The organism is Rhizobium sp. HT1-10 (genome assembly GCF_049472505.1).
In the GTDB taxonomy this organism is placed as follows: domain Bacteria; phylum Pseudomonadota; class Alphaproteobacteria; order Rhizobiales; family Rhizobiaceae; genus Rhizobium.
In genome coordinates this window covers 26,849-41,187 of the sequence record NZ_JBCEBQ010000008.1, presented here as the reverse complement: position 1 = coordinate 41,187, position 14,339 = coordinate 26,849, and the positions used below count along the sequence as shown (strand labels likewise).

General features: G+C 60.7%; 14 protein-coding genes and 1 tRNA gene. 8 read left to right on the top strand and 7 right to left on the bottom strand.

What is annotated here, in order from left to right; translation table 11 throughout:
• Window positions 1–50 precede the first annotated feature (50 nt).
• Window positions 51–287 (top strand): hypothetical protein, encoded by a 237-nt coding sequence (locus VH564_RS18930; RefSeq protein ID WP_423341417.1) that lies wholly within the window; start codon window positions 51–53, stop codon window positions 285–287.
• 1 nt (window position 288) lies between these two features.
• Here the strand turns inward: VH564_RS18930 and VH564_RS18925 are convergent, their stop codons facing one another.
• Together VH564_RS18925 and VH564_RS18920 are read right to left on the bottom strand one after the other, a co-directional pair.
• The gene (locus tag VH564_RS18925) at window positions 289–813 is read right to left on the bottom strand and encodes a hypothetical protein (RefSeq protein WP_423341416.1); all 525 of its coding nucleotides are present in this window, start codon (window positions 811–813) and stop codon (window positions 289–291) included.
• Window positions 814–873: 60 nt separating this feature from the next.
• Window positions 874–1,878: a LysR family transcriptional regulator gene (locus tag VH564_RS18920; protein ID WP_423341415.1), complete on the bottom strand. Its 1,005-nt coding sequence runs from the start codon at window positions 1,876–1,878 to the stop codon at window positions 874–876.
• Between the two features lie 269 nt (window positions 1,879–2,147).
• Here VH564_RS18920 and chvE point away from each other — a divergent pair, with 269 nt between their 5' ends.
• The 5 genes from chvE (at window position 2,148) to araD (ending at window position 8,957) form a co-directional block, all read left to right on the top strand.
• Window positions 2,148–3,212 carry a multiple monosaccharide ABC transporter substrate-binding protein gene (chvE, locus tag VH564_RS18915; RefSeq protein ID WP_423341414.1) on the top strand — a complete coding sequence of 355 codons (1,065 nt, stop codon included), beginning with the start codon at window positions 2,148–2,150 and terminating at the stop codon, window positions 3,210–3,212.
• A gap of 101 nt (window positions 3,213–3,313) precedes the next feature.
• Window positions 3,314–4,849 carry a multiple monosaccharide ABC transporter ATP-binding protein gene (gene mmsA, locus VH564_RS18910; protein WP_423341413.1) on the top strand — a complete coding sequence of 512 codons (1,536 nt, stop codon included), beginning with the start codon at window positions 3,314–3,316 and terminating at the stop codon, window positions 4,847–4,849.
• On the top strand, window positions 4,849–6,048 hold the full coding sequence (gene mmsB / locus VH564_RS18905; RefSeq protein ID WP_423341412.1) for a multiple monosaccharide ABC transporter permease: 1,200 nt from the start codon (window positions 4,849–4,851) through the stop codon (window positions 6,046–6,048). The genes mmsA and mmsB overlap by 1 nt, the downstream gene beginning before the upstream one ends.
• Before the next feature lie 114 nt (window positions 6,049–6,162).
• Window positions 6,163–7,161, top strand: coding sequence for an AraD1 family protein (gene araD1 / locus VH564_RS18900; RefSeq protein ID WP_423341411.1), 999 nt, complete (start codon window positions 6,163–6,165; stop codon window positions 7,159–7,161).
• Window positions 7,162–7,217: 56 nt separating this feature from the next.
• Window positions 7,218–8,957 (top strand): L-arabinonate dehydratase, encoded by a 1,740-nt coding sequence (araD, locus tag VH564_RS18895; RefSeq protein ID WP_423341410.1) that lies wholly within the window; start codon window positions 7,218–7,220, stop codon window positions 8,955–8,957.
• 100 nt (window positions 8,958–9,057) lie between these two features.
• On the opposite strand, the gene VH564_RS18890 is transcribed toward araD, so the two are convergent.
• Window positions 9,058–10,485 (bottom strand): DUF6880 family protein, encoded by a 1,428-nt coding sequence (locus VH564_RS18890; protein WP_423341409.1) that lies wholly within the window; start codon window positions 10,483–10,485, stop codon window positions 9,058–9,060.
• 271 nt (window positions 10,486–10,756) lie between these two features.
• On the opposite strand from VH564_RS18890, the gene VH564_RS18885 reads away from it, so the two are divergent.
• Window positions 10,757–10,830, top strand: a tRNA-Gln gene (locus tag VH564_RS18885).
• 53 nt (window positions 10,831–10,883) lie between these two features.
• Here VH564_RS18885 and VH564_RS18880 read toward each other — a convergent pair.
• From VH564_RS18880 to VH564_RS18865, 4 genes are all read right to left on the bottom strand, one after another.
• Entirely contained in the window at window positions 10,884–11,066 is a 183-nt protein-coding gene (locus VH564_RS18880) for a hypothetical protein (protein ID WP_423341408.1), read from the bottom strand.
• A 71-nt stretch (window positions 11,067–11,137) separates the two neighbouring features.
• Window positions 11,138–11,527 carry a limonene-1,2-epoxide hydrolase family protein gene (locus VH564_RS18875; RefSeq protein ID WP_423341407.1) on the bottom strand — a complete coding sequence of 130 codons (390 nt, stop codon included), beginning with the start codon at window positions 11,525–11,527 and terminating at the stop codon, window positions 11,138–11,140.
• A gap of 49 nt (window positions 11,528–11,576) precedes the next feature.
• Entirely contained in the window at window positions 11,577–12,179 is a 603-nt protein-coding gene (locus VH564_RS18870) for an NADPH-dependent F420 reductase (RefSeq protein WP_423341406.1), read from the bottom strand.
• Between the two features lie 29 nt (window positions 12,180–12,208).
• The gene (locus VH564_RS18865) at window positions 12,209–12,967 is read right to left on the bottom strand and encodes an SDR family NAD(P)-dependent oxidoreductase (RefSeq protein ID WP_423341405.1); all 759 of its coding nucleotides are present in this window, start codon (window positions 12,965–12,967) and stop codon (window positions 12,209–12,211) included.
• Between the two features lie 109 nt (window positions 12,968–13,076).
• Here VH564_RS18865 and VH564_RS18860 point away from each other — a divergent pair, with 109 nt between their 5' ends.
• Window positions 13,077–14,003 carry a LysR family transcriptional regulator gene (locus VH564_RS18860; RefSeq protein ID WP_423341404.1) on the top strand — a complete coding sequence of 309 codons (927 nt, stop codon included), beginning with the start codon at window positions 13,077–13,079 and terminating at the stop codon, window positions 14,001–14,003.
• The last annotated feature ends 336 nt before the right edge of the window (window positions 14,004–14,339 follow it).

Here is a 14,339-nt window from a genome sequence, read left to right as displayed (position 1 = left end):
GCGAAATTCGGCCTATGGACGGATAAGCACAACACATCGGATGACAGCGCATGAAGATGATCGACCCGAGCCACAAATTCTATCGTCCGCTTTATGTGCGGATAGGGATTGTTGCCCTGTGCCTCGGATGGGCGATCGTCGAAGCGACGACGGGCGAGCCGATTTGGGGCGTGGCGGTTGGCGGGGTCGGCGTCTATGCGGCTTGGATGCTGCTATTGAACTACACACCCGCGCCCGAAGAGACTGCCGCACCCCCACCGCGCGACGATCGCGACGGCGAGGACTGAGCTAGCCGAAGAGTTTCGCGCGAAGTTCGACCCGGCGGATCGCCTCGTCGATCAGAAGGTTGGCGATCTTCATGCGCGCGGTGGCCTTGTCACGGAACAGTGGATCGACCCCATCAGGATGATTGACCCTGGCGAAGGCGCGGCGCTTTTCGCTCAGCGTCTGCAGCGTGTCTTTTGTCGAAACCGCAAGTTCCAACGCCACCGCCTGCGGCGAGGTATGCGCAAGATGCGCAGGCATCACGGGCGGCGCGACGCGCTCTTCTGGCGGAACGTCGGCGGTTGGGGCAGGGGTTGCCTGCGGTCGCGGAGTGTTGATCCGCGCCGGTTCTGGGTCAGGTTCGAGATTATCGAAATAGGCCTCTCCGGGGCGCGCTGACGCTGCGGACACGCCGTCGCGCACATCGGCGACGAAGCTTGTGTTCAGCCCCTGGATGCGATGGGAGGCAACGGACTGCGTCGGCAATTCCGCCTCCTCGGCCGCAAGCCGGTCGAGCACGGATTGAAATATCGATTGGCCAAAAAGCATGATTTCTCCCAATACGGCCAATGCTAGCCGTCGAAGATGGCGCCTGGCTGATGTCAGGCTTCAGGCATGCATGCCTCGGCTTTCCTGCAGGATGATATCGTAGAGCAGCAGAGCGCTCGGGGGCAGGGCTCGCTCTCGGGCCGTGATCAGGCTGTAGGGCTTCACGTCGATTGCAAAGTCGATCGGCAAAATGCAGGCTTCGCCGGCCTCCGAACTCTGGCCGCAGATGAATTCCGCCATGTCGAGCGCGATCGGTGAAATGGCGTTGGTCTTGCATACCACCGCGAGCGTCAGGACCACCGATGAGGTGTTGACGATGTTTTCCGGCAGCGGCACGCCGGCCGAAATGAATATGTCCTCCAGGCGACGGCGCAGCAGCGTTCCCGGCGGTTGAAAGACCCATTCCTGTCCCGTCAGGTCTTCCAGACTGACCACGCCCTTTTCGAGCAGCGGATGCCCCTTGCGCACGATTAGGCAAGCTTTCTCGATGCCGATCTGGTGGGCCGTGAAAAGGCGAGGGTTCAATTCGTCGGGAATGCGGCTGATGATGAAATCATGGCGCGCCGCCAGCAGTTCGCGTGCCAGGACGTTGCTGTTGTCGACCTGGATGTTGATCTCGATGCCGGGATAGGTTTCCGTGACGCGCCGGATCGCTGGTACGACGAGACTGATGGCCGGCGCCGCGACGGAACCCAGATAGACCGATCCACCCTTGCCGGTTCGAAGTTCGGCAATTTCCCGGCTTGCCTCGCGCAACTCGAGCAGGATCTTGCGGGCGCGCTTGGCGAGCGCCGATCCGAACGGCGTGAGCACCACGCCTCTCGCGATCCGTTCGTAGAGAGATGTCTTTGCGATCGATTCCATTTCGGACAGCATGCGCGAGGCCGCGGGCTGGGAGATATTCATGGCCTCGGCGGCGGCCGAAATCTGTCCGTGGTCCTCTATCATGACAATCATCCGCAAGTGATTCATCTTCAAGCCGGCCCGCAGCAGGCTGTCGTCGCGAAAATTATCTGTGTGAATCTCTATACCATCACGGGAATAATCGTTGTATATTTTCTCCAAGGTTGCATTTTTCCTTCATCTGGAGCGAAAAAGTAGTACTTTTTGCCATTATACCAAAAACGGCATACTGGGCGCCAGTTATTCTATTTGACAGTTATACGAATTGATTCCAGTTTGCCGCCGTGCTGGGAGCAGCATGACACGTGTGGGATCGTGGAGGAGACGTACTTCGTATTGATATTGAAGTAATATCCAACCGACGGAACCTGCCACAGTTTCGGGGTGGGTGCTTTGGCGTCCGCTAAATTCATATAAAACGGGAGAGAGCAATGAAATCCATTATCTCATTGATGGCCGCAGCGGCCTTCGGTGTAGCTTCGTTCGTCATGCCAGCAATGGCCGCCGACAAGGGCCTGGTTGGTATCGCGATGCCGACGAAGTCTTCGGCTCGCTGGATCGACGACGGCAACAACATCGTCAAGCAGCTCCAGGCAGCCGGTTTCACCACCGACCTGCAGTACGCTGACGACGATATTCCAAACCAGCTGTCGCAGATCGAGAACATGGTCACCAAGGGTGCCAAGGTTCTGGTCGTTGCATCGATCGACGGCACGACGCTGTCGGACGTTCTGCAGAAGGCTCATGACGCCGGCATCAAGGTCATCGCTTATGACCGCCTGATCCGCGATTCGGCCAACGTCGACTACTACGCAACCTTCGACAATTTCCAGGTCGGCGTTCTCCAGGCTGGCACCATCGTTGACGGCCTCGGCCTCAAGGACGGCAAGGGCCCGTTCAACATCGAGCTCTTCGGCGGTTCGCCTGACGACAACAACGCCTTCTTCTTCTACGACGGCGCAATGTCTGTCCTGCAGCCTTACATCGACAGCGGCAAGCTGGTGATCAAGTCCGGCCAGACCGGCATGGACAAGGTCGGCACGCTGCGTTGGGATCCGGCAACGGCCCAGGCTCGCATGGATAACCTCCTTTCGGCCTACTACACCGACGCAAAGGTCGACGCCGTTCTGTCGCCTTACGACGGTCTGTCCATCGGCATCATCTCGTCGCTGAAGGGCGTCGGCTACGGTACCGAGAAGCTCAAGCTGCCGATCGTTACCGGCCAGGACTCGGAAATTCCTTCGATCAAGTCGATCATTGCTGGCGAACAGTATTCTTCGATCTTCAAGGACACCCGCGATCTCGCCAAGGTCACCGTTGCCATGGTCACCGCCGTTGCTACCGGCGGCACGCCTGAAGTCAACGACACCAAGACCTACGACAACGGCGTCAAGGTCGTTCCGTCCTACCTGCTGAAGCCAGTCGTCATCACCAAGGACAACTACGAGAAGGTTCTGGTCGAAGGCGGTTACTACAAGGCTGAACAGCTGAAGTAAGAACCACTGAATAAACCACCGGAACCCGCAAATTGCGGGTTCCGGACTTCGCATTTATGATCGTCGTGCCACGTTCGGGCTGGCGACGTTGGATTTTGATTATGGACAATATTATCCTTGAAATGCGGGACATCACCAAGACGTTCCCGGGCGTTAAAGCGCTTGAGAATGTGAACCTGAAGGTTCGACAGGGTGAAATCCATGCATTGGTGGGCGAAAACGGGGCCGGCAAGTCGACCCTGATGAAAGTGCTCTCCGGCGTCTATCCTGCCGGAAGCTATGACGGCGACATCGTGTACGAGGGTGAGGTCCGCAACTTCAAGGTCATCAAGGACAGTGAAGCGATCGGCATCATCATCATTCACCAGGAGCTGGCCCTTGTGCCGCTGCTGTCGATTGCCGAAAACATTTTCCTCGGAAACGAGGTCGCAACCAACGGCGTCATTCGCTGGCAGGAAGCCTTCTCCAAGACACGCGGCTTGCTCGCCAAGGTCGGATTGAAGGAATCGCCGGAAACGCTGGTCACCAACATCGGTGTCGGCAAGCAGCAGCTTGTGGAAATCGCCAAGGCGCTGTCGAAAAGCGTCAAGCTCTTGATCCTCGACGAACCGACGGCTTCGCTCAACGAAAAAGATTCGGATGCGCTGCTCAATCTGCTGATCGAGTTCCGCAACCAGGGCATCACCTCGATCATCATCACGCACAAGCTCAACGAAGTGCGTAAGGTCGCCGACCAGATCACGGTCCTGCGCGACGGCATGACGGTCAAGACGCTGAACTGTCACGAGGAAGAGATCAGCGAAGACATCATCATCAAGAACATGGTTGGTCGCGAACTCGCTGACCGCTATCCGCCGCGCTCGGTTGCGATCGGCGAGACCGTGCTCGAGGTGAAGAACTGGAACGCCTTCCACCAGCACCACCGCGACCGCCAGGTCCTGCATGACATCAACGTCAACGTCCGCAGGGGCGAAGTCGTCGGCATCGCCGGGCTGATGGGGGCAGGGCGCACCGAATTCGCCATGAGCGTGTTCGGTAAATCCTATGGCCACCGGATATCAGGCGAGGTGTTCATGGACGGCAAGCTCGTCGATGTCAGCACCGTGCGCAAGGCGATCGACGTCGGCCTCGCCTACGTGACGGAAGACCGCAAGCATCTCGGCCTCGTGCTGAACGACAGCATCATGCACAACACGTCGCTTGCCAATCTCGCCGGCATCTCGAATGCGACTGTTATAGACAACCACAAGGAATCGGACGTCGCGACCGATTTCCGCTCGAAGCTGCGCATTCGCAGCTCCGGCATCTTCCAGGAGGCGGTCAATCTTTCGGGCGGCAACCAGCAGAAGGTCGTTCTGTCGAAGTGGCTGTTCTCCGACCCGGAAGTCCTGATCCTCGACGAGCCGACGCGCGGTATCGACGTCGGTGCGAAATACGAAATCTACAGCATCATCAACCAGCTGGCTGCAGACGGGAAAGGCGTTCTGATGATCTCATCGGAAATGCCCGAACTGCTTGGGACATGCGACCGAATCTACGTCATGAACGAAGGGCGTATCGTTGCGGAACTGTCCAAGGAAGAAGCCAGCCAAGAAACCATCATGCGCGCTATCATGCGCTCTGGGGAGAAGAAATAATGACTCCTGTTACCCCCCCCGCCGCTGAGGAAAGCCACGTGGTTTCCGCGTTCGATTACGTGCGTGGGAATATTCGCGAATACGGCATGCTGATCGTTCTCGTTGCGATCATGGTGTTTTTCCAGTTCTACACCGGCGGCATCCTGTTCAAGCCGGTCAACCTCACCAACCTCGTCCTGCAGAATTCCTTCATCGTCATCATGGCGCTGGGCATGCTACTGGTCATCGTTGCCGGCCATATCGACCTGTCGGTCGGCTCGGTCGTCGGATTCGTCGGTGCCATCGCCGGTATCCTGACGGTGCAATACCAGATGAACTTCATCCTGGCAGCGCTGCTGTGTCTGGTCGTCGGCGGCATCATCGGTGCGGCGCAGGGCTATTTCATCGCCTACCACAAGATTCCGTCCTTCATCGTGACGCTGGCCGGCATGCTCGTGTTCCGCGGTCTGACGCTGTTTGTCCTCGGCGGCAAGAACATCGGTCCTTTCCCCAAGGACTTCCAGCTGATCAGCACGGGCTTCATCCCCGACTTCTTCGACATGGGCACGATCCACTCGACATCGATCATCCTGTCGATCGTCATGCCCCTGGTGCTGTTCATCATGGCCTTGCGCCGTCGTAAGTCGAACGAGAGCCACGGCATCGATGTCGAGCCGATGAGCTTCTTCCTCATCCAGAACCTGATCATCTGCGGCGCGCTGCTCTTCCTCGGCTACCAGCTGTCTTCGGACAAGGGCCTGCCGAACGTGCTCATTATCATGGTCATCCTGATTGCGGCCTACGCCTTCATCACCCGCCAGACGACCATCGGTCGCCGCGTCTATGCCATGGGCGGTAACGAGAAGGCGACGAAGCTTTCGGGTATTAACACCGAGCGCCTGAGCTTCTTCACCTTTGTCAACATGGGTGCGCTCGCTGGCCTCGCCGGCATGATCGTCGCCACCCGCCTGAACTCGGCGACCCCGAAGGCCGGTGTCGGCAACGAGCTCGACGTCATCGCGGCCTGCTTCATCGGCGGTGCGTCTGCTTCGGGCGGCGTCGGCAAGATCACCGGTGCGGTCATCGGTGCCTTCATCATGGGCGTCATGAACAACGGCATGTCGATCGTCGGCCTCGGCATCGACTTCCAGCAGATGGTCAAGGGACTGGTGCTTCTCGCCGCCGTCTTCTTCGACGTCTACAACAAGAACAAGGGCTGATCGCCTCTGGCGATCGGTTCCACTGCAGTCAGGCGAGTGATTTCGCGGGCTCTTCGCTAAGGGCCGGTGATGCGGGACACCCGCTTCCGCTTATTAGATAGAAGGACAAGGTCCGTGCTCATTTCCCAGATCAAAGGTGCTGACGGCGCGATAACAGTTGCCGTCCGCAACGAACCGGGCGAAACCGCCAAGGTCGTCAATGGCGCCGAAAGCGTCTATGCGCTCGCCATGGAAGCCGCCGATAGCGGCAAGAGCCTGGCCGACGTCATCGCAGCCCATGGGTTGGGCGACACCGTCGACCTCGACAAGGCCTATGCCGAAGGCAAGTTCCTGCCGCCGATCACCCATCCTGACGCAGCCCACCTGCATCTGACAGGCACGGGTCTTACCCATCTCGGTTCTGCCGCGACGCGCGACTCCATGCACAAGAAGACCTCAGAGGCGGCCGAGGAAACCCTCACCGACTCGATGAAGATGTTCAAGATGGGCCTCGAGAACGGCAAGCCGAAAGCCGGCGAAAAGGGCGTGCAGCCCGAGTGGTTCTACAAGGGCAATGGCCACGAAGCCGCGGCCCCCGGCGCTCCACTGGTCTCGCCGTCCTTCGCGCTCGACGGCGGCGAAGAGCCTGAAATGGCAGGCATCTACGTGATCGGCAAGGACGGCACGCCGTTCCGCGTCGGCTTCGCGCTCTCCAACGAATTCTCGGACCACGTTACCGAGCGGATGAACTATCTGTATCTCGCCCATTCCAAGCTGCGTCCGGCCAGCTTCGGCCCGGAAATCCGCATCGGCGCTGCTCCCGACGACATCCGGGGCACTTCGAAGATTTCCCGCGACGGCAAGATCATCTTCGAAAAGCCCTTCCTGTCGGGCGAAGCGAACATGTCGCACACCTTTGCCAACCTCGAATACCACCATTTCAAGTATGGCTTGTTCCGCGCCCCCGGCGACGTGCACGTCCATATGTTCGGCACCGCGACGCTGTCCTTCGCAGACGGCATCAAGACGCAGCCCGGCGACGTATTCGAGATCGAGGTTGCCGATTTCGGCCTGCCGCTGCGCAATCCGCTGGCTGTGGCCGCCGAGACCGACGTCACGATTCGCCAGCTCTAGAGACTTTAGGCTCCGGCGCCAAAGGGGCGATCCGGAGCACGCCAAGGACGATTGACATGCACAAGAAAGCAGAATGGCCACGCCGGCTGAGATCGCAGGAGTGGTACGGTGGTACCAGCCGCGACGTGATCTATCACCGTGGCTGGATGAAGAACCAGGGCTATCCGCACGACCTGTTCGACGGACGTCCGGTCATCGGCATCCTCAACACCTGGTCTGACATGACGCCGTGCAACGGCCATCTGCGCGAGCTCGCCGAAAAGGTGAAGGCTGGCGTCTGGGAAGCCGGCGGTTTCCCGATGGAAGTGCCTGTGTTCTCGGCGTCGGAAAACACCTTCCGTCCGACCGCTATGATGTATCGCAACCTTGCGGCACTGGCGATCGAGGAAACCATTCGCGGCCAGCCCATGGACGGCTGCGTGCTGCTCGTCGGCTGCGACAAGACCACGCCGTCGCTGATCATGGCGGCCGCCTCCGTCGACCTGCCGTCGATCGTCGTTACCGGCGGGCCGATGCTGAACGGCTATTTCCGTGGCGACCGCGTCGGCTCCGGCACCCATCTCTGGAAGTTCTCCGAGATGGTGAAGGCCGGTGAAATGACGCAGGAAGAATTCCTTGAGGCCGAAGCCTCGATGAGCCGCTCGTCGGGCACCTGCAACACCATGGGCACGGCCTCGACGATGGCGTCGATGGCCGAAGCCCTCGGCATGGCGCTATCAGGCAACGCCGCCATCCCGGGTGTCGATTCCCGCCGCAAGGTCATGGCGCAGCTCACGGGCCGGCGCATCGTGCAGATGGTCAAGGACGACCTGAAGCCATCGGACATCATGACCAAGGACGCCTTCGAAAACGCCATCCGCACCAATGCGGCGATCGGTGGTTCGACCAATGCCGTCATCCATCTGCTCGCCATGGCCGGCCGCGTCGGCATCGACCTGTCGCTTGACGACTGGGATCGCTGCGGCCGCGACGTGCCGACCATCGTCAACCTGATGCCATCGGGCAAATACCTGATGGAAGAGTTCTTCTACGCAGGCGGCCTGCCTGTCGTCATCAAGCGTCTCGGAGAAGCAGGGTTGCTTCACAAGGACGCGCTGACGGTCTCGGGCGAGACAATCTGGGACGAGGTCAAAGACGTCGTCAACTGGAACGAGGACGTCATCCTGCCGACGGAGAAGGCACTGACGCAGTCCGGCGGCATCGTCGTCGTGCGCGGCAATCTGGCCCCCAAGGGCGCCGTGCTGAAGCCATCGGCCGCATCGCCGCATCTGTTGTCCCACCGCGGCCGTGCCGTCGTGTTCGAGGACATCGACGACTACAAGGCGAAGATCAACGACGAGGCGCTCGACATCGACGAGACCTGCATCATGGTCATGAAGAACTGCGGCCCGAAGGGTTATCCGGGCATGGCCGAAGTCGGCAACATGGGTCTGCCGCCGAAGGTGCTCAAGAAGGGCATCACCGACATGGTGCGCATTTCCGACGCCCGCATGTCCGGCACCGCCTATGGCACCGTCGTGCTGCACACCTCGCCTGAGGCCGCCGTCGGCGGACCGCTGGCCGTCGTCCGGAACGGCGACATGATCGAGCTCGACGTGCCCAACCGCCGCCTGCATCTCGACATCTCGGACGAGGAATTGGCGCAGCGCCTGGCCGCCTGGCAGCCGCAGCACGACCTGCCGACCTCGGGCTATGCCTTCCTGCACCAGCAGCATGTCGAGGGTGCCGACACCGGCGCCGACCTCGACTTCCTCAAGGGATGTCGCGGCAATGCTGTCGGCAAGGACAGCCACTAAACAGAGATCCCCAACAAGGATTGATAGGGAGGCGGGGGCAGACCCCGCCTTCTTTCGTTTCAGGAAGCAGGCGAGGGCGCCGGGTCGGGCAACCCTGGCGTCAGAGGACGGCGCTCCAGAAACTGTGCTTCTTGCCATGGTTCCGTTTCAGCCCCTCAGCATAGGTGACGTGGTCCGCAAAGGCGCCGAAATCGGCGATATGGGCGGCAAGCGCCGCGCAGGTGGCCAGATGCCGGCCGACGTGCTTGTAGCGGCTGGACCGCCCCGTCTCCAGCGCGAAATCGATCATTTCGCGCAGCAGCAGCGTTGCTGCCAGCGGGTGTTTTTCCGAAAGCCAGTCTGCAGCGCCCGTCAGGATCTCGTAGAGATCCCCATCGATTTCATCGGCCCGCGCCAGCACCAGCTTGGCGGCTTCGGCGGGCGCCGGCCACTGGGCCATGAAGATCAGCGCCAGATGAACATCCGGAAATCCATGCGCATGGGCGAAGGCCTTTTCCTCGGCTTCGATATCGTCGAAATCAGGCAGGCGCTTGATATAGGCCTTCAGGTGTTCGGCGCTGAGGTCTCGCTCAAAGCACTGCCAACGATAGGCCTGCGCCTCCTCATGTCGACCGAGCGTCTCCAGCGCCTCGACGCGCGCCTGCTGCCAGGGGAAATCGAGGGCCGGCCGCTCCGTCGCCTGCGCCTTGTCGAGCGCCGCAAGCGCCTCTTCGGCGCGTCCAGCGGCAAGCAGCCGCTGGGCGATCTCGGCGGCAACCGTCGTCATCGTCTGCGCGGCTTTGCTCTGCTGGCGGATGTAGGCATCGACATCACCCTCAGCGTCGGCAATCTGTTTGAGTGCGACGCTGACGGATGTATCGCGATGGCGACGGTGGATCTCGTCCTCATAGACAGGCCCGCTCATACCCCAGCCCATGACGACGCGCTCCGCCGGCTGCTCGAGCGGCTCATTCGCCCAATCGGCCAGAAGCCTCTTCAGGCGCGCCAGACCATCCTTCCCGAGCGCCGGCGCCATGGCCGGGATCAGCGGATCGTATTCGCCGTAGTCATTGCGCTGGATCGCTGCAAAAACCTGCTCCGGCAGCCGCTTGGCGCTCGATGCCTTGGGGGCGATCGCGCCGAGATCGAGGCAGGCCTCGTGGAAGCTGCCGATGACAAGTCCGTTGCTATCGTCGCAGCGCGCGAAGATAGAGCCGGCCAGCTCCAGATACCGCCACAGAAGCTCCATCGCCTCGTCGGCGTCACTGGGAGCGATGGTGCCGGTGATCACCCTGCGCTGGGTCTCGAGATCCGCCTTCAGCGCCTTGATCTTGCGCCAGTCGATGAAGGTGCGGGCCCGGTCGATCGACGACAGCCGTTTGCGCACCTCGCGCGCCGCCTCGCCGGTCCCTTGCGCCCCGGCCAGCTCCAGCCGCAGCCGCCGCTTGCTCGCCGCATTGCCGGTGCTGATCTCGATCAAAAGCGCCGCCAGCCGCTCGGCACCCAGCGCTTCCAGGTTCTTGGCATTCAACGTGGTTTTTGCGGCCATGCGATTACAGTGCGATCCGGTTTCGACAAAAGCTCGAGGCCAAGACGTATCGCGGCCCGGCGCATCGATCAATGCAAATGCCACATTGAAAGGGCTCGCAGCCCCGTCCGCCAACCTGCTTTTCCCAAGCCCGAACAAGGCATTCGCCGCCCATTAGCAGAAAAATGCAGGACCGCGCAAAACAGCGGCTGACAGGGGTTGCATCGCCAAGAGAATCCTTTATATGACCAACCACCGGCGAAGACCTGAGGCATGCCACAGGGATCTCTATTGGGGAATAGTTCAACGGTAGAACGACGGACTCTGACTCCGTTAATCTTGGTTCGAATCCAGGTTCCCCAGCCAGTTCTCTTTAAAAACTCCTTGATTTCGCAGTCGCGCCTGATGTTGTTTTGGCATCATTGGCGACCTGATGCCCAGAACTTCGGCCCAAAGGTGGTGCCCATGCCGATCGAGCGCGGTGGCCAGCCTTCGGCAAAAGACAGGGCATTCGTCATGGCCGTGCGCCCCGCAGCAATCGCTGCTACGGGGCCGGGAGCGGACTGCCCGATGTTGTCGTGCCGAAAGGCGATAGCGGACATCCGAGTATCTGTTGGCGCCGCTGTCCGAGTTTGACCCAAAGGCGACCTCTTTGTCAGGTGCCGTGATTCAACTACTTCGCGATCGCGTTCAACTGCCGGTCGAAGTCTGCCGGATCGAAATAATCACGCCAGACCGTGATCATGCCGTTCTCGACGGTCACGGTCCCCATGACGGGCAGCGTGATCCGTCCGCCGTTTTCGTGGAGGAAGATGTCGATCCGCTCGTTCAGCACGACGTTTCCCGCCGCCGCGATGTGCACCACCTTCCAGTCGACAGTAAACGTGTTGCCGATGCCGAAATCGCGGTGGAATTTTCGGACGTTCTCGCGGCCGGAGATATCGGGAAAGGGCACGTTGTCGTAGAGGACGTCTTCGGCCAGCATGGCGATGGCCTCGTCTATCCGATTGGCGCTCCAGTGGTCGAAAAACGTCTGTGCTATTTCGATTGATGTGGCTGACATAGCGGCCTCCTGAGTTGGTGAATATAGACGTCGCGGAAGATATCGAACCTTAGCCGAATTTGACGAGGTTGTGCGCCGGAAGCGGGCCGCCGGGAAACTGGACGAGGCGGCTGCCAACGGCGAGGGAACCGAGATCAATGCCGAAGAAGTCGAGACGGTCAATCAGCGCGCCGATCTTCGCCTTGGCGGCGGCGTCGTCGCCGGAATAGAACAGCACGCGCTTGCCGCCTTCGCTGGTCGGGTCACCGGCGAGTACGGCGGCCAGGAGATGGTTAAAAGCCTTGACGACCCGTGCACCGGGAACCATTTCGACGAAGACATCCGACGACGTCCGGCCGCCGAGGTCTGCGGGCTGGAACAGTGGCGCTTCGATCGGGTTGTTGGTGTCGACGACGATCCGACCGTTCCAGTCGGGCAGGCCGGCCATCGCCGCGGGAAGCTTCGACCAATTGACGGCAATGAAGACGATGTCTTTCGATGCGGCTTCCTCGCGCGAGCCGGCGGTAATCGATGGGCCGAGCGAGGCGACAAGTTCGGCAAGCGTTTCAGGGCCGCGGCTGTTGGAAAGCATGGCTGCGATGCCCTTCCGTGCGAGAATTGTCGCAATGGCGCGGCCAATGTTTCCAGCGCCGATAATTCCGATGGATGTCATGGATTTGTCTCCCTGTTGAGAATGGTCGATTAGGCTGTCTGTCCGCCATCGACGTTGAGTGTTGCTCCGGTGATGTAGCTGGCGTCCGGGCCGGCGAGGAAGGCGACCGCCGCCGCAATGTCTTCGGGCTTGCCGTAGCGCCCAAGCGCGGCGAGACCCTTCAAGGTCTCTGCAAAGGGGCCGTTTGCCGGGTTCATGTCGGTATCGATCGCGCCGGGCTGGATCAGGTTGACGGTGATGTTGCGCGGGCCGAGGTCACGGGACCAGCCGCGCGTATAAGCGCCCACTGCAGCTTTCGTCGCGATGTAGTCAGCCGCACCTGGAAAGGGAATGTGAACCGCGCCCGTCGTCCCGATCGAGATGATCCGTCCGCCGTCCGCCATCAGAGGAACTGCGGCACGGACTGCGGACGCGACACCTTTGACGTTGACGTCGATCTGTCGATCGAACGCCGCGATATCTGCATTCACGTCGCCGACCCCGCCGGTGATGAACACGCCTGCCGAATTGACCAGGATATCCAGCCGGCCGAACGCGTCATGCGCCCGTCGCACAAGGTCTGCGACCTCGGACGCATTGGCCTGATCCGCTTTGATAGCCTTAGACCGACGCCCAAAGGCTTCGATCTCGCGCACGATCTCCTCTGCCTTGTCGCCAGAGGTGGAATAGCTGAACACCACATCGGCTCCGTCATGTGCCAGGCGCTTGACGATGGCTGCGCCGATGCCCCGCGATCCGCCGGTCACGAGAGCCACCTTGCCCAGGAGAGGCTGAAAAGTCGTTGTCATCTGTTTGCTCCTTGCGATGTTTGATGAAGCAGATATGGACGATCCATTTCCCTTTGATTAGCGGGGCTTGGCTTGTTATATCTTCAACGATCACTTGAAGGATGCTGCGATGGAGACACTGGCGAACCTTGAGTCCTTCGTTCAGAGCGCCGAGCACGGGAGCTTCTCCGAAGCGGCCAGACGCATGTCGCTGACACCGGCGGCGGTCAGCCGCAACGTCGCCATGCTGGAGCGCAACCTCGGGATCCGGTTGTTCCATCGCTCGACGCGGAAGCTCGTTCTCACCGAGGCGGGCGAAAGCTTCCGATTGGCTGTTGCCGATAGTTTGGAAACACTCCAGACCGCAATCGGCGGGGTGGCCGTTCAAGGCGAGCCGAAGGGTGTGCTCAAGGTCAGCGTCCCACCCACCATCGGCGTGCTGCACATCCTTCCCCATCTGCCAGAGTTTCTGGCGCTCTATCCGGGCGTGAAGCCGGAATGCCATTTCGATGCCAGACCCGTCGACCTTGTTGCCGATGGTTACGATGCTGCGATCGGTGGAGGCTTCGATCTCAACCCCGGCATCATCGCCCGAACGCTGGCTCCGGCGCACATCATTGCGGTGGCGGCGCCGAGCTATATGGAGAACCGCCTGCCGCCGTTCGACCCGACCGGGCTGAAGGCGATGGACAGCATTGTCATGCGCTTAAGGCAGAGCGGTCGCATTCGACAATGGACGATGCGCGATGCGGCTGGTCGTTCCATGGTCGCGGACTTGTCCGGCACCTTGGTTGTCAACGATCCGGCTGCCATGCTCAGTGCTGCCGTTCTAGGTGTCGGCGTCGCGCTGGTTCCGAAGGCAGACGCCCAACCCCATCTGGCGGCCGGGCGTCTGGTCCGCCTGTTGCCGCAGTGGTATTCCGATGCAGGCGCGATTTCGGTGTACTTCGCAAGCCGATCACAGCTCCCTGCAAAGACCCGTGTCTTCATCGATTTTGTGACGGCTCTGGCAGAGCGCAATCACTGGCCAGAGCGGTTTGCCGGCAGTCTCGGGTAACCGCATTTGTCGCGCTGGCGACATGACGCCGCCTCCGTGACGATGTCTGATTCCGGGCAGGTACGGCGACGATCTTTGTGGCCGACAATAGGACGCAAAGCCGCCGAGCGCTTTATGGCCATCTCAACACAAACTTGAGGTCCGAACGCGGAAATAATTGCCGCAAGACCTCGCCTCCTCGGCAATCACACCCCACCCAAACGACAGCCTCAGGCAAGCTCTCGCCCCCATAGATTGCCCCAGTTGGGGACCCCACCGAGTCTGGTGGAGGCGTCACGACTGGCGGCCGAGCCGTGCGAATAGCCGTGGATCCGTGCTGATCCGGGGTGTGGGCGA

Coding starts and splice junctions, on each gene's coding strand:
- VH564_RS18865 (WP_423341405.1), bottom strand. CDS start 12,967: ATGACAACGACTTTTCAGCCTCTCCTGGGCAAGGTGGCTCTCGTGACC.
- mmsA (WP_423341413.1), top strand. CDS start 3,314: ATGGACAATATTATCCTTGAAATGCGGGACATCACCAAGACGTTCCCG.
- VH564_RS18870 (WP_423341406.1), bottom strand. CDS start 12,179: ATGACATCCATCGGAATTATCGGCGCTGGAAACATTGGCCGCGCCATT.
- araD (WP_423341410.1), top strand. CDS start 7,218: ATGCACAAGAAAGCAGAATGGCCACGCCGGCTGAGATCGCAGGAGTGG.
- VH564_RS18930 (WP_423341417.1), top strand. CDS start 51: ATGAAGATGATCGACCCGAGCCACAAATTCTATCGTCCGCTTTATGTG.
- VH564_RS18890 (WP_423341409.1), bottom strand. CDS start 10,485: ATGGCCGCAAAAACCACGTTGAATGCCAAGAACCTGGAAGCGCTGGGT.
- VH564_RS18860 (WP_423341404.1), top strand. CDS start 13,077: ATGGAGACACTGGCGAACCTTGAGTCCTTCGTTCAGAGCGCCGAGCAC.
- VH564_RS18925 (WP_423341416.1), bottom strand. CDS start 813: ATGCTTTTTGGCCAATCGATATTTCAATCCGTGCTCGACCGGCTTGCG.
- chvE (WP_423341414.1), top strand. CDS start 2,148: ATGAAATCCATTATCTCATTGATGGCCGCAGCGGCCTTCGGTGTAGCT.
- VH564_RS18880 (WP_423341408.1), bottom strand. CDS start 11,066: ATGTCCGCTATCGCCTTTCGGCACGACAACATCGGGCAGTCCGCTCCC.
- mmsB (WP_423341412.1), top strand. CDS start 4,849: ATGACTCCTGTTACCCCCCCCGCCGCTGAGGAAAGCCACGTGGTTTCC.
- VH564_RS18875 (WP_423341407.1), bottom strand. CDS start 11,527: ATGTCAGCCACATCAATCGAAATAGCACAGACGTTTTTCGACCACTGG.